This is a genomic window from Streptomyces erythrochromogenes (assembly GCF_040684695.1).
In the GTDB taxonomy this organism is placed as follows: domain Bacteria; phylum Actinomycetota; class Actinomycetes; order Streptomycetales; family Streptomycetaceae; genus Streptomyces; species Streptomyces erythrochromogenes_C.
Window position 1 is genome coordinate 120,087 of record NZ_JBFBGM010000017.1, and the last position, 23,562, is coordinate 143,648.

The 23,562-nt window shown below is 73.5% G+C and carries 21 protein-coding genes and 2 tRNA genes; 9 read left to right on the plus strand and 14 right to left on the minus strand.

The window, feature by feature from the left end:
* Positions 1-180 precede the first annotated feature (180 nt).
* Positions 181-957: a sulfite exporter TauE/SafE family protein gene (locus AB0O53_RS24260; RefSeq protein ID WP_351000080.1), complete on the plus strand. Its 777-nt coding sequence runs from the start codon at positions 181-183 to the stop codon at positions 955-957.
* Between the two features lie 15 nt (positions 958-972).
* On the opposite strand, the gene AB0O53_RS24265 is transcribed toward AB0O53_RS24260, so the two are convergent.
* The 4 genes from AB0O53_RS24265 to AB0O53_RS24280 form a co-directional block, all read right to left on the minus strand.
* The gene (locus AB0O53_RS24265; RefSeq protein WP_365198119.1) at positions 973-1,602 is read right to left on the minus strand and encodes a class F sortase; all 630 of its coding nucleotides are present in this window, start codon (positions 1,600-1,602) and stop codon (positions 973-975) included.
* 129 nt (positions 1,603-1,731) lie between these two features.
* Positions 1,732-2,274, minus strand: a complete 543-nt coding sequence (locus tag AB0O53_RS24270) for a GVDTG sorting domain-containing protein (protein WP_351000085.1) — start codon at positions 2,272-2,274, stop codon at positions 1,732-1,734.
* Positions 2,275-2,467: 193 nt separating this feature from the next.
* On the minus strand, positions 2,468-3,748 hold the full coding sequence (locus AB0O53_RS24275) for an ATP-binding protein (protein WP_365198122.1): 1,281 nt from the start codon (positions 3,746-3,748) through the stop codon (positions 2,468-2,470).
* A complete protein-coding gene (locus AB0O53_RS24280) occupies positions 3,745-4,437 on the minus strand; it encodes a hypothetical protein (RefSeq protein ID WP_351000091.1) in 693 nt (230 codons plus the stop codon). Before AB0O53_RS24280 ends, AB0O53_RS24275 begins: the two co-directional genes overlap by 4 nt.
* A gap of 166 nt (positions 4,438-4,603) precedes the next feature.
* On the opposite strand from AB0O53_RS24280, the gene AB0O53_RS24285 reads away from it, so the two are divergent.
* Entirely contained in the window at positions 4,604-5,080 is a 477-nt protein-coding gene (locus tag AB0O53_RS24285; protein ID WP_365198125.1) for a gamma-glutamylcyclotransferase family protein, read from the plus strand.
* A gap of 6 nt (positions 5,081-5,086) precedes the next feature.
* Here AB0O53_RS24285 and dnaG read toward each other — a convergent pair whose 3' ends face one another.
* The 4 genes from dnaG to AB0O53_RS24305 all read right to left on the minus strand — a co-directional run bounded on the left by dnaG (position 5,087) and on the right by AB0O53_RS24305 (position 10,481).
* Positions 5,087-6,994: a DNA primase gene (dnaG, locus tag AB0O53_RS24290; protein WP_351000096.1), complete on the minus strand. Its 1,908-nt coding sequence runs from the start codon at positions 6,992-6,994 to the stop codon at positions 5,087-5,089.
* Between the two features lie 34 nt (positions 6,995-7,028).
* Complete coding sequence (locus tag AB0O53_RS24295) at positions 7,029-8,303, minus strand: NAD(P)/FAD-dependent oxidoreductase (protein ID WP_351000099.1); 1,275 nt, start codon at positions 8,301-8,303, stop codon at positions 7,029-7,031.
* Positions 8,304-8,396: 93 nt separating this feature from the next.
* On the minus strand, positions 8,397-9,722 hold the full coding sequence (locus tag AB0O53_RS24300; protein WP_351000102.1) for a deoxyguanosinetriphosphate triphosphohydrolase: 1,326 nt from the start codon (positions 9,720-9,722) through the stop codon (positions 8,397-8,399).
* 36 nt (positions 9,723-9,758) lie between these two features.
* Entirely contained in the window at positions 9,759-10,481 is a 723-nt protein-coding gene (locus AB0O53_RS24305) for a sirohydrochlorin chelatase (protein WP_403141860.1), read from the minus strand.
* A gap of 347 nt (positions 10,482-10,828) precedes the next feature.
* Between AB0O53_RS24305 and AB0O53_RS24310 the strand changes: the two genes are divergently transcribed.
* The 4 genes from AB0O53_RS24310 (at position 10,829) to AB0O53_RS24325 (ending at position 15,105) form a co-directional block, all read left to right on the plus strand.
* Complete coding sequence (locus AB0O53_RS24310) at positions 10,829-11,626, plus strand: SanA/YdcF family protein (RefSeq protein WP_403141859.1); 798 nt, start codon at positions 10,829-10,831, stop codon at positions 11,624-11,626.
* 68 nt (positions 11,627-11,694) lie between these two features.
* Positions 11,695-12,468 carry a glucose 1-dehydrogenase gene (locus AB0O53_RS24315; RefSeq protein WP_351000105.1) on the plus strand — a complete coding sequence of 258 codons (774 nt, stop codon included), beginning with the start codon at positions 11,695-11,697 and terminating at the stop codon, positions 12,466-12,468.
* Positions 12,469-12,599: 131 nt separating this feature from the next.
* Positions 12,600-12,977 carry a hypothetical protein gene (locus AB0O53_RS24320; protein WP_351000108.1) on the plus strand — a complete coding sequence of 126 codons (378 nt, stop codon included), beginning with the start codon at positions 12,600-12,602 and terminating at the stop codon, positions 12,975-12,977.
* Between the two features lie 46 nt (positions 12,978-13,023).
* Complete coding sequence (locus AB0O53_RS24325) at positions 13,024-15,105, plus strand: molybdopterin oxidoreductase family protein (protein ID WP_365198130.1); 2,082 nt, start codon at positions 13,024-13,026, stop codon at positions 15,103-15,105.
* On the opposite strand, the gene AB0O53_RS24330 is transcribed toward AB0O53_RS24325, so the two are convergent.
* Positions 15,102-15,710, minus strand: a complete 609-nt coding sequence (locus AB0O53_RS24330; RefSeq protein ID WP_351000114.1) for a hypothetical protein — start codon at positions 15,708-15,710, stop codon at positions 15,102-15,104. The two genes, AB0O53_RS24325 and AB0O53_RS24330, sit on opposite strands and share 4 nt — an antisense overlap.
* A gap of 151 nt (positions 15,711-15,861) precedes the next feature.
* On the opposite strand from AB0O53_RS24330, the gene AB0O53_RS24335 reads away from it, so the two are divergent.
* On the plus strand, positions 15,862-16,914 hold the full coding sequence (locus AB0O53_RS24335; RefSeq protein WP_351000117.1) for an RNA polymerase sigma factor: 1,053 nt from the start codon (positions 15,862-15,864) through the stop codon (positions 16,912-16,914).
* A gap of 85 nt (positions 16,915-16,999) precedes the next feature.
* On the opposite strand, the gene AB0O53_RS24340 is transcribed toward AB0O53_RS24335, so the two are convergent.
* The 5 genes from AB0O53_RS24340 to AB0O53_RS24360 form a co-directional block, all read right to left on the minus strand.
* Positions 17,000-17,521, minus strand: coding sequence for a GNAT family N-acetyltransferase (locus AB0O53_RS24340; protein ID WP_365198133.1), 522 nt, complete (start codon positions 17,519-17,521; stop codon positions 17,000-17,002).
* Between the two features lie 70 nt (positions 17,522-17,591).
* Complete coding sequence (locus AB0O53_RS24345) at positions 17,592-19,514, minus strand: ABC transporter ATP-binding protein (protein ID WP_365198136.1); 1,923 nt, start codon at positions 19,512-19,514, stop codon at positions 17,592-17,594.
* Positions 19,511-21,244: an ABC transporter ATP-binding protein gene (locus AB0O53_RS24350; protein ID WP_351000124.1), complete on the minus strand. Its 1,734-nt coding sequence runs from the start codon at positions 21,242-21,244 to the stop codon at positions 19,511-19,513. Before AB0O53_RS24350 ends, AB0O53_RS24345 begins: the two co-directional genes overlap by 4 nt.
* 139 nt (positions 21,245-21,383) lie before the next feature.
* Positions 21,384-22,832, minus strand: a complete 1,449-nt coding sequence (locus AB0O53_RS24355) for an FGGY family carbohydrate kinase (protein ID WP_365198139.1) — start codon at positions 22,830-22,832, stop codon at positions 21,384-21,386.
* 96 nt (positions 22,833-22,928) lie between these two features.
* Positions 22,929-23,234 (minus strand): YtxH domain-containing protein, encoded by a 306-nt coding sequence (locus AB0O53_RS24360; protein WP_351000130.1) that lies wholly within the window; start codon positions 23,232-23,234, stop codon positions 22,929-22,931.
* A 145-nt stretch (positions 23,235-23,379) separates the two neighbouring features.
* Here AB0O53_RS24360 and AB0O53_RS24365 point away from each other — a divergent pair.
* A tRNA-Asn gene (locus AB0O53_RS24365) sits at positions 23,380-23,452 on the plus strand.
* A 5-nt stretch (positions 23,453-23,457) separates the two neighbouring features.
* Positions 23,458-23,530: transfer RNA gene (locus AB0O53_RS24370), tRNA-Asn, on the plus strand.
* Positions 23,531-23,562: the final 32 nt, after the last annotated feature.

Here is a 23,562-nt window from a genome sequence, read left to right on the forward strand (position 1 = left end):
GGGCGGCTCGCGGCGGGGCTGGGGGCGGCCGGCGTGCTGGCCGCCACGGTGCTCACGGCGGTCGTGGACCCGGCCGCTCCAGTGGCTCCGGACCGGGTCCCGGCCCGGCAAAGCTCAACCTTTGCGCAAGTTTCAGGGAATTGAATGGTCAGTGCACCGACAGCTCCATAAGGTCGGTTCGTGCCTGACATATCAACGACCATGATCATCGTGCTGTGCGTGGCGGCCGCGGCGGCGGGCTGGATCGACGCGGTGGTGGGCGGCGGCGGCCTGCTGCTCCTGCCCGCGCTCCTGCTGGGCCTGCCCAACGCGCACCCCGCCACCGTCCTGGGCACCAACAAGGCGGTGGCCATCGTCGGTACCGCCGGCGCGGCCGTGACGTACGTCCGCAAGGCCCCGGTGGACGTGAAGCTGGCCGTCCGCATCGGCCTGGCGGCGCTCGCCGGATCGATGGGCGGCGCCGCGCTCGCCGGCGGCATCAGCAAGGACGCGCTCCGCCCGATGATCATGGTGGTGCTCGTGGTCGTCGCCGGATTCGTGCTCTTCCGGCCCGGCTTCGGCACTGCCCCCTCCACCTCGCCCGTCAGCCGCGCCCGGGTGCTGCTCGCCATCGGGCTCGCCGGCCTCGGCATCGGCTTCTACGACGGCCTCATCGGTCCGGGCACCGGCACCTTCCTGGTGCTCGCGCTCACGGCCCTGCTCCACCTCGACCTGGTCACCGCCTCCGCCACCGCCAAGATCGTCAACTGCTGCACCAACGCGGGGGCGCTCGCGATGTTCGCCTACCAGGGCATGGTGCTGTGGCAGCTGGCCGCGCTGATGGCGGTCTTCAACCTGGCCGGCGGCATGATCGGCGCCCGGATGGCGCTCAAGAAGGGCAGCGGGTTCGTCCGCGGGGTGCTGCTGACCGTGGTCGGCGCGCTCGTGATCAAGCTCGGCCTGGAGCAGTGGGGCTGACCGGCCGGAGGCCGCTCAGTACGTCCCGGTGAGGTGGGCGAAGACGACCACGTTGCCGCGGTAGCCCGTACGCGGCGAGAACCCGCCGCCGCAGGTGATCACCCGTAGCTCGGCGCGCGGTGAAGGGCCGTACACGCGGGTGTCGGGGAAGGCCTTGGCGTCGTGCACCTCGACCGCGTGGACCGTGAACACGGCCGTACGCCCGTCCGCGCGCGGGACCTCGATCGCGGCCCCGCGGCGCAGCGCGCCCAGGTGGTAGAAGACCCCCGGGCCGGCGGAGTCGTCCACGTGCCCGGCGATCACGGCGGTTCCGGTGGCGCCCGGGGTGGTGCCCTCGCGGTACCAGCCGGCGAGGTCCCGCCGGTCGGGCGGGGGCACTTCGAGGTGACCGGCCCGGTCCAGCCCGAGCCCGACCAGCGGGGCGTCGACCCGGATGGAGGGGATCCTGATCCGGCCGGGCGGCGAGCCGGGAAGCGGGGCGATACCGGGGCCGACGACCCCGGCGGCGGTCAGCGCCTCCGCGGGGGAGGGCAGCGGTGGCCCCACCGGCTCCCGGGAACCGCTGGTCACGAGCCAGATGCCGATGCAGGCGGCGAGCGCGACGAGTCCCCCGTGGCGGGCGGTGGGACGGAAGTCGCCGGCCATGAAGAAACCCTCCGCCTCTCTTCCGAGGTGACTGGCCGTCGCCCGGCCCCGCGAACGGGGGGACCTCGCGGGGCGGGCGACGGGGGACGGTACCGGTCGGACCGCGGCCGGAGCCGCGGTGGGCGTCCGTCAGCTCCGCGTGCCGCTCGCCCGGCGACGCAGGAGCCAGGTACCGCCGACGGCGGTCGCGGCCAGTACGGCCGCTCCCGCCGCGATCTTGGCGGGGTCGGTCGTGGTGGCCGTGCCACCGCCCACCCCGGAGTTGACGTGGCCCTGCGGGCCGCGTTCGCCGACCACCAGGTCGCCGGTCGCGAACTTGCCGTTCGCGCACGTCGCACCGATGGCGTAGGTGCCGGCCCGGGTGCCGCGGGCCACCTGGAACTGCCCCACGACCACCTCCTTGTGGGTGCCCGGGACCAGCTTGAACCGGCCGCCGCCGACCGTGGTGGCATCGCCGTCGGCGTGGCTTCCCGGGCCGCAGGCGGTGGTGTTCACGGTGACCGTCGCGCCGGGGGCGGCCGACTTCGGCCAGACCTCCAGCGCGGCGAAGTCCCCGGGGGCGAAGCCCACCATGCCGAGGCCCGGGGCGGCGACCGCGCCGGCGACCGGGCCGGTGAACGCGACGGCGGTCAGCGCGGTCGCGGTCAGCACGTGTGCGGTACGTCGGCGCATGGGACTCTCCCTGAGGACACGGGGTCGTGTGTCCGAGGAAACCCGGCCCGCCCGCGGTGCGCCTGCTGATGTTCCGTCAGGTATGCCCCCGCCGCGCCCTGCGGCGGTTCGTTCGCGCAGGTCACGGCGAGGACGGAGCCATCCGGGCGGCCCGCGCCGTCCGGGTGACCCCATGCCCCGGACGGCCGCCGCGTCAGGCGGGCGGGAGCGTCACCGTCGCCGCCGCGCCCCCGCCGCGCGGGTTGGCGAGCCCGACCCGCGCACCGATGACCTGCGCCTGCCCGAAGGCGATCGTCAGACCCAGGCCCGTGCCCTGGCCGCGCTCGGGCGCATCGGTGAGGAACCGCTGCGGCCCCTCCCGCAGCAGCCGCTCCGGGAAGCCCGGCCCCGCGTCCCGCACCGTCACGGCCGTACCGGCGACCGTCACCACGACCGGATCCACGCCGTGCCGCCGGGCGTTGGCCAGCAGGTTCGCCAGGATCCGCTCCAGCCGCCGCACGTCGGTGCGCACCCGGGCCGGCTCGCACGCCCCGAGGACCTCCGCGGCCACCCCTGACCGCCGCGTGACCGACTCCACCAGCGGCCCCAGCGGGAGCGCCTCCCACTGCGGCTCCTCCCGGTTCGCGTCGAGCCGCGCCACCTCCAGCAGGTCCTCGGTCAGCGTCCGCAGCGCCGCGACCCGGTCCCGGACCAGCTCCGTGGGCCGCCCCGGCGGCAGCAGTTCGGCCGCGGTGTGCAGACCGGTCAGGGGGGTGCGCAGCTCGTGCGCCACGTCCGCCGTGAACCGCTGCTCCGCCTCCAGCCGCTGCTGCAGACTGGCCGCCATCGTGTCGACCGCCCAGGACAGTTCGGCGACCTCGTCCCGCGCCCCCGGCCGCCCCGAAGGGCCGATGCGCGCGTCCAGGTCACCCGCGCTGATCCGGCGGGCCGTCTCCGCCGCCGCCCGCAGGTCCCTGCTCAGCCGGCTGGCCAGCAGCGCCCCGCCCAGCGCCGCGAGTCCCACGACCGAAGCCCCGTACGCCACCAGCCGGTCGTCCAGTTCGGCGAGCTCGGCACGCTCGTCGTCCAGCGGCAGACGTACGGACAGCACGTGCCCGCTCCCGACGGGACGGGCCGCCCAGACCACCGGGTCCGCTCCGGACAGGTCGAGGTAGGTGGTGCGCTGCCCGTCGAGGGCCGCCGTCCGCAGCGCGCGGGGCAGCTGCGGGCAGTCGATGCGGGCATCGGCCTCGCCGACGTACTCGCGGTCGAGCCGGCCCGTCAGCTCGTACACCTTCCGTACGGTGATCAGCTGGGCGGTGGCGTTCGCCCGCGCCGCCTCGCCGATCTGGCGGGCGCGCGCCCCGTGGATCAGGATCCCGATGGCGACCGCGACCAGGGAGCAGCCGACGGCCAGCAGCACGGCGATCTTCCAGCGCAGGCCGACGGCCTGCGGCAGCCTGCGCCAGGACGCCGGCACCGGGAGCCGCCTCACGGGCTCTTCCTCCCGCCCACGGCGGGCCGGGCGGCCGCAGCGGTCCCCTCGGCGCCGGAGTCGGGGCCCGCCGTGCGGAAGCTCCGTTCGTCGTTGACGACCGTCATCCGGTGACCGTCCCAGTGGTAGCGCACGGCCTGCTCCGAGCCGTCGTCGGCGGCGATGCGGACCAGCAGGTCGTTGCCGATCGTCTCGGCGGCCAGCTGCCGTCCGATGGTGAACAGGACGGAGACGATGCCGTCCCCGGCCACCGCGTAGACGCTCAGCGCCGAGCGGCCCGTCGCCGTGTCGGCCGCGACGATCAGCTCCGGCTTCCCGTCACCCGTCAGGTCCCGGTGGACGGGCGGGCGCATACCGGCCCGTCCCGGCTCCTGGAGGGAGCCCTTGCCGAGGTACGGGCGCATCCGCGGGTCGGCGCGCGCCACCTGCGCCGGGTCCACCCCGAGGAGTCCGTCGGGGCCGGGCGCGGGGGCGTTCTTGAGGGGGGTCGGCGCGGGTTCCTGACGGCCCACCGCGGCGCCCGGTGCCGAGGTCCAGGCCGGCCAGAGCGGTTCGGGATGCGGCTGGGGGGACACGGGCGGCGCGGGCGTTCCCGCCCCGAGCCCCCCGTCGGGTGCGCAGCAGCCTCCCGCGGCCAGTGCGCACAGGGACAGCAGGGCGGCGGCGAAGCGGCGGCACAAAGGGGTCATGGACGCAGAACCGTGAGGTCGGAGGGGGTGTGATCCGACGCTAGACGGCCCGGGTCACGGGCACCGGGACGTTGTGTAACAGCGGTGCGTACGGTGGTGCTGTGCAGCGAAGTCGGGACTTTCGGCCCGGCCGCGGAGCGCTGCGCCATACCCGAGGGAGGGCTCCGTGACATCGGTCGAACGGCCGCGAGAGACGACCACCGGCGAGCTCCCGTTCTTCGTGTACGGGACCCTGCGCCCCGGCGAGGTCAACCACGACCTGTTCCTGCGCGGCCGCACGGCCTCCGAGGAGCCCGCCACCCTGCCGGACGCGGTCCTCTACGACGGCCCGGGCTATCCGTACGCCGTCCACCGGCCGGGCACCGCCGTCGTCGGGGAGCTGATCACCGCGGAGCCCGGCACCTACCGGGAACTGTTGGCCGATCTGGACCGGCTGGAGGAGTACGAGGGCCCGGGCCGGCCGGGGAACGTCTACGACCGGTTCGCCCGCGAGGCCCTGCGCCCCGACGGCACACCGGTGCGCGCCTGGGTCTACCTGGCGTCCCCGCTGATCGCCCGCGACCTGCGGGAAAGGGGGACGGAGATCACCGGGGGCGACTGGCTGCGCCGCTCGGCCGAGCCGTCCGGACGGCCCCCCGGATAAGGCCGGCTAGAGCCCTTCGGCCCCGCGGTTGCGCAGGCGCTGCCCGTACTGCTGGAGCACCCACAGCTCTTCCTGGACGGCGGCGTGCTGCTCCGGCGGGGCCTGCGGACTCAGGCGGGTCATGGCGCCCTGGATCTCCAGGACCCGGCGGTCGACGGCCCGCAGTCGGACCTGGACGAGCTGGACCCCGGCGTAGACCTCGTCCACCGTCTTGGCGTGGATGGCCTCCACCGCCAGCTCCGTGACCATCGCGCGGACGGTGTCGTTCGGCGCGGCGTCGCGCACGCGGGCCAGGTAGCCGTCGTCGGCCTGCGAGGTGCCGCCCGCGTCCTGGACGGCCTGGCGGACCGCGGCGTAGGGCGGGGCAGTGAACTCGTCGATCCCGTAGGCGTCGAACGCCGGGGAGACCAGGGCGGGACGCTGGAGCGCCAGCTTGAGCAGTTCGCGCTCGGTGCGGTGGGCGGGGCTGCGCAGGTTGAGGGCGGGGCCGCCGCCGACGGCCGAAGGCGGCGTCGGCTCGGGGGCGGCGGGCTGCGGGGCGCGGCCCCGGCCCTGCTGCTGCGGCTGGTTGCCGCGCTCGCGCGCCCAGCGGGCGAGCTGGGACACCCGCTTGACGACGAACTGCTCGTCGAGGATGCCGAGCATGCCCGCCAGCTGGACCGCCGACTCGTGCTGGATCGAGAGGTCCTTGATGCTCGCGACGACGGGCGCGGCCTCGGCCAGCGCGGCCGCCCGCCCCGCCGGGTTCTCCAGGTTGTGCCGGGAGACGATGTGCCGCAGCGCGAACTCGAACAGCGGGGTGCGGGCCTCCACCAGGCCGGCGACGGCCGCGTCGCCCTGCGCGAGGCGCAGGTCGCAGGGGTCCATCCCGCCGGGGGCGATGGTGATCGAGGTTTCGGCCGCGAACTTCTGGTCGTCCTCGAAGGCCCGCAGGGCCGCCTTCTGTCCGGCCGCGTCGCCGTCGAAGGTGAAGATCACTTCGGCGGTGGCGTTGTCCATCAGCAGGCGGCGGAGGATCTTGATGTGGTCCCCGCCGAAGGAGGTGCCACAGGTCGCGATGGCGGTGGTGACGCCCGCCAGGTGGCAGGCCATCACGTCCGTGTAGCCCTCGACGACCACGGCCCGGGAGGTCTTGGCGATCTCCTTCTTGGCCAGGTCGATGCCGTACAGGACCTGGGACTTCTTGTAGATCGCCGTCTCGGGGGTGTTCAGGTACTTGGGCCCGTTGTCGTCGTCGCGCAGCTTGCGCGCGCCGAAGCCGACCACCTCGCCGCTGGTGTCGCGGATCGGCCACATCAGGCGGCCGCGGAAGCGGTCGATCGGCTTGCCGCTGCGGCTGTCCTGGGCGAGCCCGGAGGTGATCAGTTCCTTGTCGGTGAAGCCCTTTCCGCGCAGGAAGCGGGTCAGGTGGTCCCAGCCGGCCGGGCTGTAGCCGACGCCGAAGTGGGCGGCCGCGGCCTGGTCGAAGCCGCGCTCCGCCAGGAACTTGCGGCCGATCTCGGCCTCGGGGCCGTCCAGCTGGTCGACGTAGAACCGGGCGGCTTCCCGGTGCGCCTCGACCAGCCGGATGCGCTCGCCGCGGCCGCTGGTGCCGGCGGTGTAGCCGCCCTCCTCGTAGCGCAGGGTGATCCCGGCCAGGCCGGCCAGGCGCTCGACCGCCTCGGAGAAGGAGAGGTGGTCGATCTTCATGACGAAGTCGAGGGTGTCCCCGCCCGCCTGGCAGCCGAAGCAGTGGTAGAGGCCCTTGCTGGGGCTGACCTGGAAGGAAGGGGACTTCTCGTCGTGGAAGGGGCACAGGCCCTTGAGGTTGCCTCCGCCGGCGTTGCGCAGCTGGAGGTAGTCGGAGACCACGGCGTCGATCGGGACCGCGTCCCGTACCGCCTTCACGTCGTCGTCATTGATCCGTCCTGCCACCCGTGAAGTCTACGGCCGGGTGGGGGCAAACCCGTCAGGCCCCCTCCGCCGGGATCAGCGAGGCAAGCGGAACTGACGGGTCCGAAAGGGCCTCGCGGTCCACGGGCGCCTTTGACCTGATCAGAGCCTGGATGTGCTCGGTGACGTCCCACACGTTCACGTTCATTCCGGCGAGGACGCGCCCCTCGGAGAGCCAGAAGGCGATGAACTCCCGCTTGCCGGCGTCGCCGCGGATCAGCACCTGGTCGTAGCCGCCGGGCGGGGCGTACCCGGAGTACTCCAGGCCCACGTCGTACTGGTCCGAGAAGAAGTACGGCACCCGGTCGTAGGCGACGTCGTGCCCCAGCATCGCGCGGGCGGCGGCCGGGCCGCCGTTCAGCGCGTTGGCCCAGTGCTCGACCCGCAGCCGGGTGCCGAGCGCCGGGTGGTGGGCCGCCGCCACGTCACCGACCGCGTGGATGTCCGGGTCGGAGGTGCGCAGCGAGGCGTCCACGGCGATCCCGCCGCCGTGCTCCCGGTCGACCAGGGCCAGCCCGGAGGTCTCGGCGAGGGCCGTCCGCGGCGCGGCCCCGATCGCCGCGAGCACCGCGTGCGCGGGGTGCTCCTCGCCGTCGTCGGTCCGGGCGGCCAGCACCATGCCGTCCTGGCCGATGATCTCCGTCAGCCGGGCGCCGAAGTGGAAGCGCACCCCGTGGTCGGCGTGCAGGTCGCCGAAGAGCCGGCCGATCTCGGGGCCGAGCACCGCGTGCAGCGCGGTGGCCTCCGGTTCGACGACGGTCACCTCGGCGCCGTACCCGCGGGCCGCCGCGGCGACCTCCAGGCCGATCCACCCGGCGCCCGCGATCAGCAGGTGGCCGTTGTCCCGGCCGAGGCCCGCCAGCACGTGGCGCAGCCGCTCGGCGTGCGCGAGCCGGCGCAGGTGGTGCACGCCGGCCAGCCCGGTCCCGGGGATGTCCAGGCGGCGCGGCTCGGCGCCCGTGGCGAGCAGCAGCTTGTCGTAGTGGACGACCGTGCCGTCCCCGAGGACCACCCTCTTGGCCTCCCGGTCGAGGTGGACGGCCGGCTGCCCGAGGTGCAGCTCGATGTCGGAGGCCGCGTACCAGGACGGCTCGTGGACGAAGACGCTCTCGCGCTCCTCCTTGCCCGTCAGGTAGCCCTTGGACAGCGGGGGGCGCTCGTACGGATGGTCACGCTCGTCCCCGATCAGGATCACCCGCCCCGTGAACCCCTCGGACCTCAGCGTTTCGGCCGCCTTCGCCCCGGCGAGCCCTGCGCCGACGATGACGAATGTCCGGTGTGCGTCGACCACCTGATGCCTCCTCATAACCTCTACGCCACATGCGACCACATGCGAGCGTCCCGCACTGAGCCTGCCGCGTGAAGGGGGAGTGGCTCGATCGGCTCACCCTTCGGCGCGTCGGGTGCGCCGGGTGAGACGTGCGTGCAGGGAACGTGCGGAAGCGTCGGTGAGACACGCGATCTGGTCGACCACGGCCCTCTTCCTGGCCCTGTCGTCCCCGGCGGCGTCGAAGATGGCCCGGAACTGCGGGTCCAGACCCTCGGGTGCGCGGGCGCTGAGCGCCTCGGCCAGTTCGGCCAGGACGATGCGCTGGTCGGCTCGGATGCGCTCCTGTTCGTCGCGCTGCATGACGTACAGGTCGGCGACCGCCTTGAGGACCGCGCACTCGTTGCGCGCGTCCCGCGGGACCACCAGTTCGGCGCCGTAGCGGGTGAGGCGGCCCGAGCCGTACGCCTCCCGGGTGGCTCCTTCGGCGGCCAGGCAGAAGCGGCCGATCAGCTGGCTCGTGGCGTCCTTCAGGCGGGCCTGGGCGACGGCGGAACCGTCGTACCCGTGCGGCCACCACTCCTGCTCCATCAGCCGGTCGAGGGCGGCCCGCAGCTCGTCGGGGGAGGTGTCGGCGGGGACGTACCGGCCGATGGCGACCTGCCAGATCGCCGCCCGCTCGGGCTCGGCGAAGAGCAGGTTCGGGTCGAGGTGCCCGGCGTGCAGGCCGTCCTCGAAGTCGTGGACGGAGTAGGCGACGTCGTCCGCCCAGTCCATGACCTGGGCCTCGAAGCACTTGCGGTCGGCGGGCGCGCCGCGGCGCAGCCACTCGAAGACCGGGAGGTCGTCCTCGTACGCCCCGAACTTGACCGAGTCGGGGTCGGTCGGGTGGCCGCCGCGGGCCCACGGGTACTTGGTGGCGGCGTCCAGGCAGGCCCGGGTGAGGTTGAGGCCGACGCTGACGGGCTCCCCGCTCGCCGGGTCGGGCACGAACCGCTTGGGCTCCAGGCGCGTCAGCAGGCGCAGCGACTGCGCGTTGCCCTCGAAGCCGCCGCAGTCCTTCGCGAACTCGTTGAGCGCCTCCTCGCCGTTGTGGCCGAAAGGCGGGTGGCCCATGTCGTGCGAGAGGCAGGCGGCTTCGACGAGGTCGGGGTCGCAGCCGAGCGCGGCACCGAGCTCCCGTCCGACCTGGGCGCACTCCAGGGAGTGCGTGAGGCGGGTGCGGGGGCTGGCGTCCCAGTCGTAGGAGCGCGTGCCGGGCGTGACCACCTGGGTCTTGCCTGCGAGGCGGCGCAGCGCGGCGGAGTGCAGTACGCGGGCGCGGTCGCGCTGGAAGGCGGTGCGGCCGGGGCGTTTGTCGGGCTCGGCGGCCCAGCGCTCGGTGTCGGCCGGGTCGTAGGGCGAGTAGAGGTCGTCTGCGGGGGCGTGCGCGGTGCCTTCCATGACAAGACGGTAACCGCAACGACTGACAAACCGGGATCAGGCGGAGACGAGTTCCGGCCGGAGGAGGGCGGCGGGACGGCCCAGGGCCTCGTCGTAGCGGCGCAGCAGCAGGCGGGCCATGGCCGGGTGGTCGCCCAGCGGGGCGGCCGCGGGGCCGGGCGAGGCCGCGGCGGTCTGCGCGGCGAAGCGGCCGGGAGCGGTGAAGTACGAGGCCACGGCCGTGCGGTGGTGGCCGCGGGCGGCGAGGGCCCGGACGGCCTCGGGGACGGTGGGCGCGACGGCCGAGGCGTGGGCGGGTACCACGGGGACACCGCCGAGGCGGCCGGAGAGCAGCGCGGCGGTGCGGCGGGCGTCGGCCGCGGAGTCCGGGTCGCGGGAACCGGCGGAGGCGAGCACCACGGCGGTGCCGGGTGTCCAGCCGGCTTCCAGGAGCCGTTCGTACAGGGCCTCGACGAGCAGCGGGTGCGGGCCCAGCGGGGCGGCGACGCGGGTGCGCAGGTGGGTGGCCCGGGCGGCGGCCGCGGGGAGGTCGCGTTTGACGTGGTACCCCCGGCCGAGCAGCAGCGGGACGAGTACGGCCGCGCCGGACGTCGCGCGCAGGGTGTCGTCGAGCAGCGGCTCGTTCAGCTCGATGTGGCCGAGCCGGACGTCGAGCCGCGGGCGGAGCTCGCGGACCCGTTCGAGGAGGGCGAGGACGGTGTGCAGGGCGCGGGGGTCGCGGCTGCCGTGGGCCACGGCGACGAGGGCGGGCTGCTGCATGGGCGGTCTCCGGGGGTGCGGGTGCGGGGCGGTCGCAGTCCGCTGAGCTGCGTGCCGAGTTGGGCGGTGATCCGGGTCAGCAGCTCGGCCGCGCTGCCGAACGGGAGGGAGGGGAGAGAGGGGAGTGAGGGGAGGGAGAGGCTGTCGGAAGGGTGCACCGGCTCCGTCATGAACCGATCCTGCGGGCTGCAGATTGCCGGTGCGTTGCGCCGGGGTGACGGGTGTTTGCCGGGTGCTCACTCGGTCGTTCGTACGGGTGAAAGGGGGCGGTGGCGGAACTCCGGGCCCGGCGGTGATCGTCAATGTGTGCGAACGGTGTGTGCGGGTGGTGTGCGGGAGGGGCGGTCATGGAGATCAAGGGCTGGGCGAGGGCGGGCGCGCGGGCGGTGGCGGGGCCGAAGGTGCGGGCGAGGGCGGGTGCCCTGGTGCGCGCGGTGGCGGACGGGCGGCGGCCCGGTCGGCCGCAGCGGCTGCAGCGGCTGCGCCGGCTGCGGGGAGTCCGGGGCAGGCGGCTGGCGGTGCAGACCGTCATGGCGGCCTGCGTGCTGGCGCTGCTGCCGTCGGCGTGGACCCACGCGTCGGCCGCCGACCGGCTGCGGACGACGGCCGACGCGCCCGCGGCCGACGTGGCGGTGGTGTTCGGTGCGGGTCTGTGGCGGGGGCGGCCCACCCCTTATCTCGCCGACCGGCTCGACGCCGCCGCCGAGCTGTACCGCACGGGCAAGGTCAGAGTGGTGCTGGTCACCGGGGACAACAGCCGCAAGGAGTACGACGAGCCCGACGCCATGCGCAGGTACCTGACCGAACACGGGGTTCCGGACGCGCAGATCGTCAGCGATTACGCGGGCTTCGACACCTGGGACTCCTGCGTGCGGGCCAAGGAGATCTTCGGGGTCGAGCGGGCCGTGCTGGTCACCCAGGGCTTCCACATACGCAGGGCCGTCGCCCTGTGCCAGGCGGCGGGCCTGGAGTCGTACGGGGTCGGCGTGGCCGACGTGCACGACGCCACCTGGTACTACGGCCAGGCGCGCGAGTTCTTCGCATCGGGCAAGGCGGCGGTGGACGCCGCCCTCAAGCCCTCCCCGCGTTTCCTGGGGCCGAAGGAGGAAGGGGTGACGCGGGCCCTGGCGGCTCTGGCAGACTGACGCACCGCTGCATATGCCGATTAGTCATATGCCGGATCGGTCGGTACGAGCGTCAGGGGTGTGGAACCGTGGCTGGAGCAGTGGATCTGAGCGGCAAGGTCGTCGTCGTCACCGGCGGAGCCCGAGGTCTGGGCGCCGCGACGGCGCAGGCCGTGGTGGACGGCGGGGGCCGGGTGCTGATCACCGACGTGCTGGAGGAGGAGGGCGCCGAGACGGCCGCGAAGCTGGCCGGCGCGGCACGCTTCATCCGGCACGACGTGACGAGCGAGGACGACTGGGCGGCGGCGCTGGACCACGCGGTCGCCGAGTTCGGCCGGATCGACGGCCTCGTGAACAACGCGGGCATAGCCTCCGGCCAACTGCTGGAGCACGAGAGCGTCGAGAGCTTCCGCCGCGTCGTCGAGATCAACCTGGTCGGCGTGTTCATCGGGATCAAGGCCGCGATCCCGCTGCTCCGTGCGAACGGCGGCGGATCCATCGTCAACATCTCCTCCGCCGCCGGTCTCACCGGGCTCGCGCTCACCGCCGGCTACGGCGCCTCCAAGTGGGGTGTGCGCGGCCTGTCGAAGATCGGCGCGGTGGAGCTCGCCGAGGCGGGGATCCGCGTCAACTCCGTGCATCCCGGCATGACCCTGACCCCGATGACCGCCCCGGTCGGCATCCAGGCGGGCGAGGGCAACTACCCGGGCGCCCCCATGGGCCGCGTCGGCGTCCCCGAGGAGGTGGCCGCCGCGGTCGCGTTCCTCCTCTCCGACTCCGCCGCGTACATGACGGGCGCCGAGCTGGCGGTGGACGGCGGCTGGACCGCGGGCCTGACGGTAAAACACCTGACGTCCCGCTGACCCGGCCGGGCCGCGGGCGCCTCGCCGCGGGGCCGCGGGGTGTCGGGGGTCTATGGGTCCCTGAGGCGCCGCCCGGGGGCGCGCGTAAATCCGTGTGCCCCCGCCGGGGCCGCCGGGCTACGGTGCGTGCCGTGACCCAGGACCAGGACGCACCCCTCGTCCGCGACGTCTTCCCCGACCTGACGGCCGAACTCGTGCGGTTGCTGGAGGAGGAGGGCGAACGCGACCTCGCCATCTGCGCCCACGACCTCCGGCTGGTGGCCGAGTGCGGCTGCGGCGACGACTTCTGCCAGAGCCTGCACACCCACGACCACCCCCCGGGCCGGCCCTACGGGCCGGGACACCGCATGGTGTGCCTCCTCCCGGAGCGCGGCCTCCTCAACCTCGACGTCGTCGATCGGCGGATCGTGTACGTCGAGATCATCGACCGCCCCGCCATGCGGCGCGCGGCGGCGGGCGCCTCACCGGTGGGGGCGGGCGGTGCTGAGGGACCCGTACGGGAGGTGTAACCGGGGGCGGCGGCCCGTGTAACACCGCCGACGCACGCTGGACCGCATGCACACCCCGGGAGCAACCGCCGCCACCGCCACCCACTGCCCCTACTGCGCGCTGCAGTGCGGGATGAACCTGCGCCCCGAACCCGGCGGTGCGGGCGTGGCGGTGGAGGAGCGCGCCGACTTCCCGGTCAACCGGGGCGCGCTGTGCGGCAAGGGCCGCACCGCTCCCGCCGTGCTCTCCTCCCGGGTGCGCCTGACCGAGCCGCTCGTCCGCACCCACGCAGGGCGGCTCGAACCCGCCACCTGGGAGGAGGCCCTGGACGCCGTCGCCGCGGGCCTGGCCCGCACGGCCCGCGCGCACGGACCGGACGCCGTCGGCGTCTTCGGCGGCGGCGGGCTCACCAACGAGAAGGCCTACGCGCTCGGCAAGTTCGCCCGCGTCGCGCTGCGCACCTCGCAGATCGACTACAACGGCCGCTTCTGCATGTCCTCGGCCGCCGCCGCGCACCAGAAGGCCTTCGGGCTCGACCGCGGCCTGCCCTTCCCGCTGGCGGACGTCCCCCGCACCGGCTGCGTGATCCTCGTCGGCTCGAACCTGGCCGAGACCATGCCGCCCGCCCTGCGCTTCCTCACCGAGCTCAAGGCCAACGGCGGCACCCTCGTCGTCATCGACCCGCGCCGCACCCGCACCGCCGAACAGGCCGACCTGCACCTGGCCCCGCGCCCCGGCACCGACCTCGCCCTCGCCCTCGGCCTCCTGCACCTGGTCGTCGCCGAGGGCCGCACCGACGAGGAGTTCATCGCCTCCCGCACCACCGGCTGGGAGGAGGCCCGGGCCGCCGCCATGGCCCACTGGCCCGAGCTGGTGGAACGCATCACCGGCGTCCCCGTCCCCGCCCTGCGCGAGGCGGTCGGCCTCTTCTGCGCCCCCGAGTCCGCGATGGTGCTCACCGCCCGGGGCCCGGAGCAGCAGTCCAAGGGCACCGACACCGTCGGCGCCTGGATCAACCTGTGCCTGGCCACCGGCCGGGCCGGCCGCCCCCTCTCCGGCTACGGCTGCCTCACCGGCCAGGGCAACGGCCAGGGCGGCCGCGAGCACGGGCAGAAGGCCGACCAGCTCCCCGGCTACCGCAAGCTCACCGACCCGGCCGCGCGGGCGCACGTCGCCGGGGTCTGGGGCGTCGACCCCGACAGCCTCCCCGGCCCCGGCCGCAGCGCCTACGAACTCCTCGACGCCCTCGGCACCGACGTGAAGTCCCTCCTCCTGATGGGCTCCAACCCGGTGGTCTCGGCACCGCGAGCCGCACACGTCGAGGACCGGATCCGCTCACTGGACTTCCTCGCCGTGGCCGACGTCGTCCTCTCCGAGACGGCCGCCCTCGCCGACGTCGTCCTCCCCGTCACCCAGTGGGCCGAGGAGACCGGCACCACCACCAACCTGGAGGGCCGCGTCCTGCTGCGCCGCCGCGCCCTCACCCCGCCCCCGGGCGTCCGCAGCGACCTGGAGGTCCTGCACGGGCTCGCCGCGCGCCTCGGCGTCGAGAAGGGCTTCCCCACCGACCCCGAGGAGGTCTTCGACGAACTGCGCCGCGCCTCGGCCGGCGGCCCTGCGGACTACTCGGGTATCACCTACGCCCGCATCCGGGCCGAACAGGGCGTCTTCTGGCCCTGCCCCGAAGGCACGTCCGGCACCGAGCGCCTCTTCCTGGACCGGTTCGCCACCGAGGACGGCCGGGCCCGCTTCGTACCCGTCGCCCACCGCGACGCCGCCGAGGTCCCCGACGCGGACTACCCGCTCCTGCTCACCACCGGCCGCGTCGTCGCCCAGTACCAGTCCGGCGCCCAGACCCGCCGGGTGGACGAACTCAACGACGCCGCCCCCGGACCCTTCGTCGAACTCCACCCCCGCCTCGCCGCCCGCCTCGGCGCCGTCGACGGCAGCCCGCTGGCGGTCACCTCCCGCCGCGGCCGCGCGGTGGCCCCGGCGCGCATCACGGACGCCATCCGCGCGGACACGGTCTTCATGCCCTTCCACTGGCCGGGCGAGGGCCGCGCCAACACCCTGACCAACCCGGCCCTCGACCCCACCTCCCGCATGCCGGAGTTCAAGGTCTGCGCGGTCCGCGTCGAACCGGCCTAGGCGTCCACGTCCTGCCCGAGTCTGCCGTCGTCCACCGACAGGTCGCGGTCGTACAGCACGAACTGCCGCTTCCCGGTGTCCACTTCGTACCCGGCCGAGTCGAGCTCCCGGACCAGCGCGTCGAAGGCCGCACCCGCACCGGCCGCCCCCGCCGCGCCGCTCCACCGCTGGCTCACGCACCGCACCTGCCAGTACCCGCCCCCCACCCGGCGCACGCTCCGCGACAGGTGCGCCCCGTGCGGGGCCGCCAGGGCCTCCAGCGCCGTGCGGTCGAAGTCCGCGGGCAGCAGCACCGGGAGGTGGTGCTCGAAGTGGCCGCCGCCCGGTCCCGGGAGGTCCCTGGTCCAGGGGACCGTCGTCACCTCGACCCGCACCGGATCGAAGCCGTCGGCCCGCAGCCGCGGCACCAGCCGCTCGTGGCCCGTGCGGTCCGGCAGGGTCAGCACCGGCCGCCACACCGCCCGCCCCCGCTCCGGCTCGACGTGCGTCACCTCCAACTCCCTTGCCGCTGCCCAGGTGTTGAGCCGCACCGGCTCCGCCGCGTCCGCGCAGCGCACCGTCACGTGGGTTTCGTACTCGCGCATGGAGCCGATCATCTCGGACATGCGTCCGATCCGCATCGGGGTTCCCGGCAGGGGGTAACCATCGGTCACGCGCCGGACTCAGAAAGTGCTCGCACGCCCCTCGTGGCAGCGATGTGTCTTACCCCACACTGAATGCGGTGCCCCCGTCCTCGGAGCCCTGGAGGTCGCCCCCGTGCAGACCCGGACCCTGACCGTGAACGCGAGCGAGTCCTCGGAGGCCAAAGCCGTGGACGAAGAGCCCGAGGTACTGGAGCTGATCGAGCCGGTGCCTGTGCAGCGCAGGCGGGACAGCGACGGGAGCGGGGGCGGAGCGGGACCCTCCGCCGACCTGTTCCGGCAGTACCTGCGCGAGATAGGCAGGATCCCGCTGCTCACCGCCGCCGAGGAGGTGGACCTGGCGCGGCGCGTCGAAGCCGGGCTGTTCGCCGAGGAGAAGCTCGGCAACACCCCCGACCTCGACTCTCAGCTCGCCGTCGACCTCGACCGGCTCGTCGTCATGGGCCGCATGGCCAAACGCCGCCTCATCGAGTCGAACCTGCGGCTGGTCGTCTCGGTCGCGAAGCGGTACGTCGGCCGCGGGCTCACCATGCTCGACCTGGTCCAGGAGGGGAACCTCGGGCTGATCCGGGCCGTTGAGAAGTTCGACTACGCCCGCGGGTACAAGTTCTCCACCTACGCCACGTGGTGGATCCGGCAGGCGATGTCCCGGGCCCTCGCCGACCAGGCCCGGACCATCCGGGTGCCCGTCCATGTCGTCGAGCTGATCAACCGCGTCGTCCGCGTACAGCGCCGCATGCTCCAGGAGCGCGGCTACGAGCCCACCGCCGAAGAGGTCGCCGTCCACTTGGAGCTGACCCCCGAGCGGGTCCTGGAAGTGCTGCGCCTCGCCCAGGAGCCGGTCTCCCTGCACGCCCCCGTCGGCGAGGAGGACGACGTCGCGCTCGGCGACCTCATCGAGGACGGGGACGCCGCCTCGCCCGTGGAGTCGGCCGCCTTCTTCCTGCTGCGCGAGCACCTGGAAGCGGTCCTGTCGACCCTCGGTGAACGCGAGCGCAAGGTGGTGCAGTTGCGGTACGGGCTCGCCGACGGGCGGCCGCGCACCCTGGAGGAGATCGGCCGGATCTTCGGCGTGACGCGCGAGCGGATCCGCCAGATCGAGTCCAAGACCCTCAACAAGCTGCGCGACCACGCCTTCGCCGACCAGCTGCGCGGCTACCTCGACTGACGGACCGGCGGAAGAAGCGCGGCCGAAGGGGGGGCGAACCGTCGGGAGCCCCACCCCGTCGCCCCACCGCGTCGCCCCGCACCGGCTACGGCTGCGGCTGCGCGGGTCCGTCCGGCTCGCCCAGGCTCCGGCTCATCCACACGTCGTCGACGTACACCCCGTCCAGCAGGAACTCCTCGGGCAGCACACCGACCACCGTGAAGCCGCAGCGCCGGTACAACCGCTGCGCCGGCTCGTTGTGCCCGAGCACGCGCAGGGTCATCCGGCGGGCACCGGCGGCCCGGGCGGCGGCGCAGACGGCCTCGACCAGGGCCCGGCCGACTCCGAGGCCGCGGGCGGATTCGAGGACCGCCAGTCCTTGGAGGTGCCGGACGTGCCGGTTCGTTTCGAGCGGGCTCGCCGGGGCCTGGGCGGCGTACCCGACGACGCGCCCGCCGCGTTCCGCGACGAGGAAGCCCTCCACGGGATGCCGCTCGTCGAAGAGGACCGTGTCCGCCGGGCGCCTGGGGCCGGGCTCGCTCACGCGCGACCACGCCGCGCGGACCAGCTCCACCATCTCGCGCTCGTCCTCCGCCCGAGCAGGGCGTATCACCACGTCCGATGCCATGGCGCCATGCTAACCACGGCGGTGGGGGCCCGGGCGCGGTCCGTGCCCGGGCCCCCACCGCCGGGCGCACCTAGTCGATCTCGGCGACCGCCTGGGCGAACTGCGCCGCGTACAGGCGGGCGTAGGCGCCGCCCGACGCCAGCAGCTCCTCGTGCGTGCCCTGTTCCACGATCGAGCCGCTCTCCATCACCAGGATCAGGTCGGCGTCGCGGATCGTGGAGAGCCGGTGCGCGATCACGAAGGACGTACGGCCGTGCGCGAGCCGCGCCATCGCCTTCTGGATCAGCACCTCGGTGCGGGTGTCCACCGAGCTCGTCGCCTCGTCGAGGACCAGGATCACCGGGTCCGACAGGAACGCCCGCGCGATGGTGATCAACTGCTTCTCACCCGCGCTGACGCCCGAGCCCTCGTCGTCGAGCACGGTGTCGTAGCCGTCCGGCAGCGTCCGGACGAACCGGTCCGCGTGCGCCGCCCGCGCCGCCTCCTCGATCTCGGCGCGCGTGACCTCGCGCGAGGCGCCGTACGCGATGTTCTCCGCGATGGTGCCGCCGAACAGCCAGGTGTCCTGGAGCACCATGCCGATGCCGCCGCGCAGTTCCTCGCGGGTCATCTTCGCGATGTCCACCCCGTCCAGGGCGATCTCCCCGCCCGTGACCTCGTAGAACCGCATCAGCAGGTTCACCAGGGTCGTCTTGCCGGCGCCCGTCGGGCCGACGATCGCGACCGTGTGGCCCGGGTCCACCGAGAGCGAGAGGTTCTCGATCAGCGGCCGGTCCGGCTCGTAGCGGAAGGCCACCTTGTCGAAGGTGACCTGGCCGCGCAGCTCCTGCGGACGCTCCGGCACGTCGGCGTCGCGCTCCTGCTCCGGGGCGTCCAGCAGCTCGTAGACCCGCTCCGCCGAGGCGACACCGGACTGCACGAGGTTCGCCATCGACGCGACCTGCGTCAGCGGCATCGAGAACTGCCGCGAGTACTGGATGAAGGCCTGCACGTCACCGATCGACAGGGTGCCGGAGGCGACCCGCAGCCCGCCGACCACCGCGATCAGCACGTAGTTGATGTTCGAGATGAAGAACATCACCGGCTGCATGATGCCGCTGACCAGCTGCGCCTTGAACGAGGCCCGGTAGAGCGCCTCGTTCTGCTCGGCGAAGAGCGCCGCGGACTCCTTCTGCCGGCCGAAGACCTTGACCAGGGTGTGCCCCGAGTACATCTCCTCGATGTGGGCGTTGAGCGTGCCGGTCGTCTTCCACTGCTCCACGAACTGCGGCTGCGACTTCTTGCCGATCTTCGCGGCGACGTAGACCGAGACCGGTACGGTCCCCACCGCGACCAGCGCCAGCAGCGGCGAGATCCAGAACATCATCGCGAGCACGCCCACGATGGTCAGCAGCGAGTTCAGCAGCTGCCCCATCGTCTGCTGCAGCGTCTGGCCGATGTTGTCTATGTCGTTGGTGGCACGGCTCAGCACCTCGCCGCGCTTCTGCTGGTCGAAGTACGACAGCGGCAGCCGCGACAGCTTCGCCTGGAGCTCCTCGCGCATCCGGTAGAGGGTGCCGTTCATGACGTGGTTGGACAGCCGGGTCGCGACCAGCATCAGCAGGCCCGCCAGGGTGAAGACCACCAGCGCCCAGATCGCCACGACCCCGACCGCGCCGAAGTCGATGCCCTGCCCCGGGGTGAAGTCGGTGCCGGACAGCATGTCCGCCATGCCCGACTCGCCCCGGGCGCGCATCCCGTCCAGCGCCTGCTGCTTGGTCAGCCCGGCCGGCATCTCCCGGCCGACGATGCCCGCGAAGACCAGGTCGGTGGCCTCGCCGAGGATCTTCGGTCCGACGACCGCGCAGGCGACACTGCCGACGACGGCCAGGACCATGCCCCACAGCTTGGCCCGGTCCTGTGCGATCTGGCCCAGCAGCCGCTTGCCCGACCCCTTGAAATCCAGGGACCGCTGGGCCGGCCCCATCATCATCCGTCCTCCGGGCCCGCTCATGCGGCCTCCGCCTCCGTCAGCTGGGAGAGCACGATCTCCCGGTAGGTCTCGTTGCCGGCCATCAGCTCGTGGTGGCGTCCCTCGCCCACGACCTGCCCCTCGTCCAGGACGATGATCCGGTCGGCGTCGCGGATCGTGGCGACCCGCTGGGCGACGATGACCACCGTCGCGTCCTCGGTCTCGCGGGCCAGCGCCGCGCGCAGCGCCGCGTCCGTCGCGTAGTCCAAGGCCGAGAAGGAGTCGTCGAAGAGATAGATCTCCGGGCGCTGCACGAGCGTGCGGGCGATGGCCAGACGCTGGCGCTGGCCGCCGGAGACGTTGGTTCCGCCCTGGGTGACGGGGGCCTCCAGGCCGCCCGCCAGCTCAGAGACGAACTCCTTGGCCTGGGCCACCTCCAGGGCCCGCCACAGCTCTTCGTCGCTGGCGTCCGGGCGCCCGTAGCGCAGGTTGGAGGCGATGGTGCCGGAGAACAGGTACGGCTTCTGCGGGACCATGCCCACCGTCTTCGCCAGCAGTTCGGGGTCGAGTCCGCGCACGTCCTCCCCGTCGACCAGCACCTCGCCACCGGTCGCGTCGAACAGCCGCGGGACCAGGCCGAGCAGGGTGGACTTGCCGCTTCCGGTGGAGCCGATCACCGCTGTGGTCTCGCCCGGGCGGGCCACCAGGTCCACGCCGCGCAGGACCGGTGCCTCGGCGCCCGGGTAGCGGAAGTCGGCGCCGCGCAGCTCCAGGAGCCCGCTGCGGGTGAGTTCGCGCACCGGGTCGGCGGGCGGGACGACGCTGGACTCGGTGTCCAGCACCTCCTGGATGCGTTCGGCACAGACCTCGGCGCGGGGCACCATCATGAACATGAAGGTGGCCATCATCACGGACATGACGATCTGCATCAGATAGGCGAGGAAGGCCGTCAGCTGGCCGATCTCCATGCCGCCGCTGTCGACGCGCATCGCACCGAACCAGATGACGGCGACGCTGGAGATGTTCACGACCACGATCACCGTGGGGAACATGAGGGCGAGCAGCTTGCCCGCGGCCAGCGAGACCCCGGTGAGGTCGGCGTTGGCCTCGCGGAAGCGGTCCTTCTCGTAGTCGTCGCGGACGAAGGCGCGGATCACCCGGTTGCCGGTGATCTGCTCGCGCAGCACCCGGTTCACGGTGTCCAGGCGCTCCTGCATCCGGCGGAACAGCGGCCGCGTCCTGAAGACGATGGCGCCGACCGATATGCCGAGCACGGGCACCACGGCCAGCAGGACGCCCGACAGCTTCACGTCCAGCGAGAGCGCCATGGCGATGCCGCCGACGCACATGATCGGCGCCGAGACCATCAGGGTGAAGGTCATCAGCACCAGCATCTGGACCTGCTGGACGTCGTTCGTCGTACGGGTGATCAGGGACGGGGCGCCGAACTGGCCGAGCTCTCGCGCGGAGAAGCTCTGCACCCGGTCGAAGACGGCGGCGCGGACGTCGCGGCCGACGGCCGCGGCCGTGCGGGCGCCGTAGTAGACGGCCCCGACGTTGCAGACGAGCTGGACGAGCGAGACGCCGAGCATCAGCGCGCCGAAGCGCAGGATGTAGCCGGTGTCGCCGTTGACGACACCGTTGTCGATGATGTCGGCGTTGAGTGTGGGCAGGTAGAGGCTGGCACTGGTCTGCAGCAGTTGCAGCAGGACCAGCGCCGCGATGGGTTTCCGGTACGGACCCAGGTGGGTCCGCAGAAGTCGTATGAGCACGCGCAGGCTCCGGTCGGCAATCGAGGGGGTTCAACCCATCTTCGGCCAATCGGCCCACCGATCCCCACCGGATTTCGCAAAGGCCGGTCAAAAGGACCAGCCGCGCCGCGGGGGTCCTACGACCCCCGCGGCCGCCCGGTCAGAACGCCCCGGGGTGGATCTGCTCCCGCGTCGCGATGTACTGCTGGCGCACGCCCTGCCAGGCCGGGAAGTCCTCGCCCGGCTCGAAGACCTGCGCCGCGGGGGACGGCCAGACCGGCGGGGTGTGCGGGGCCAGCGTGCCCTGCGCCACACCGAGGGCCCAGGCGGCCTGGCGGGCCGCGCCCAGCGCCGCGTAGTCCGCCGGCGCCGGCACGACGATCTGCGTCCCGAACAGCCCGGGGGCCGCGGCCTGCACGGCCGGCAGCTCCGCGGCCGCGCCCAGCAGGAACACCCGGCGGATCTCGACCCCGCGCGAGCGCAGCACGTCCAGGGCGTCCACCAGGCCGCACAGCATGCCCTCGAAGGCGGCCCGGGCCAGGTGCTCCGGCTTCATCGAGTCCCGGCGCAGCCCGGTGAGGGTGCCGGCGGAGTGCGGCAGGTTCGGCGTCCGCTCGCCCTCCAGGTACGGCAGGAGCACGAGGCCGTGCGCGCCCGGCGTCGACTTCAGCGCGAGGTCGGACAGCCCCTCCAGGTCGGTGCCGAGCAGCTCGGCGGTGCCGCGCAGGGCCCGTACGGCGTTCGAGGTGTTCACCACGGGCAGGTGCATGCCGGTGGCGTCGGCCAGGGAGGTGATCAGCCCACCCGGCTCCGACAGCGCCTCGTGGTGCACCGCCATCACGGAACCGGAGGCGCCCAGCGAGACCACCGCGTCGCCCGGGCCCAGCCCCAGGCCGAGGGCCGCGGCCATCGTCTCGCCGGTACCGGCGGAGATCAGCAGCCCCTCCGGCGTGGTCCCGGCCGCGTCGGCCGGGCCGAGAACCTCGGGCAGCAGCGCCCGGTGGCCGAGCGCCAGCTCGACCAGGTCGGGCCGCCAGGCACCGGCGGCCGCCGACCAGTAGCCGGTTCCGGAGGCGCCGCCGCGGTCGGTGGTACGGCGGGCCGGGCGGCCCAGCAGCTGCCAGACCAGCCAGTCGTGCGGGGACATCAGCACGGCGACCCGCCGGGCCGCCTCGGGCTCGGTGCGGGCCAGCCAGGCCAGCTTCGCGACGGGCTGGGCGGAGTGCGGGACCGAGCCCACCGCCTCGGCCCAGGCGTGCCGCCCGCCGAGGGCCTCCGTGAGGTCGGCGGCCGCGACCTGGCCGCGCTTGTCGTTGCCGACGAGGGCCGGGCGCACGAGGGCGCCCTGCGGGTCCAGCGGCAGCAGGCCGTGCTGCTGCGCGGACACCCCGATGGCCTGGACCCCCTCCAGGATCCCGCCGCCGGCGGCCTCGCCGAGCGAGAGCAGCCAGGCCTGCGGATCGGTCTCGTGGGGGCTGGCGCCGTCGGGTTCGCCCACGGGCTGCGGATGGGGCGCGTACCCCTGGCGCAGCACGGCGCCGGTTTCGGTGTCACAGACGACGATGCGTGTGAAGGCGGAAGAGCTGTCCAGCCCGGCGACTATCCCCATGCGGAGAATTCTGCCGCACGCGGGGCCGGTCCTGACCGTCCCGGAGCCCCTGAAACCTCATGGGTCCCAGGGGCTCCGGGCACGGCCGGTGGGGCGTCAGGTGTTGCTGGTGCCCCAGTCGTCGTCGGCGGCCGGGCCGCCGCTGCGGCCGCGCAGTCCGCGCACCCGTCCGGCGAGGGAGTCCGGTACGGCGTCGCCGACCTTCTCGCTCACCACGGAGAAGGCCTTTCCGGCGTACTCGCGCCCGGTGTGGCCCGCGGTCTCGGCGGCGTTGCGCACCGCCGGGTTCTGCGCGATCTGGCGGGCGGACTTCTTCAGCTGCTCGTAGCGCTCGCGCCCGGCCCGCGTCCCGAGCACGTACCCGAGGGCCAGTCCGACCACGAACGTGACCTTGTACCGCATGCCTGTCACCCTTCGTCGTGTGGTGCCCGGCCCGCTGGCGATACCGATTGGCGGAGCACCCCCCTGCTTGCGCTAATCTATGTCTCGCAACGGGCGCTCGCCCCCCGGCAAGGCCGGAGGTGGGCTGTTCGATGCACCGCAGCAATCCCCTGTAGCTCAATTGGCAGAGCAGCCGGCTGTTAACCGGCAGGTTACTGGTTCGAGTCCAGTCGGGGGAGCGCAGTCCCCTGTAGCTCAATTGGCAGAGCATTCGGCTGTTAACCGGAGGGTTGCTGGTTCGAGTCCAGCCGGGGGAGCAGGAAGAGAAGAGGGTCCTACGGGGCCCTCT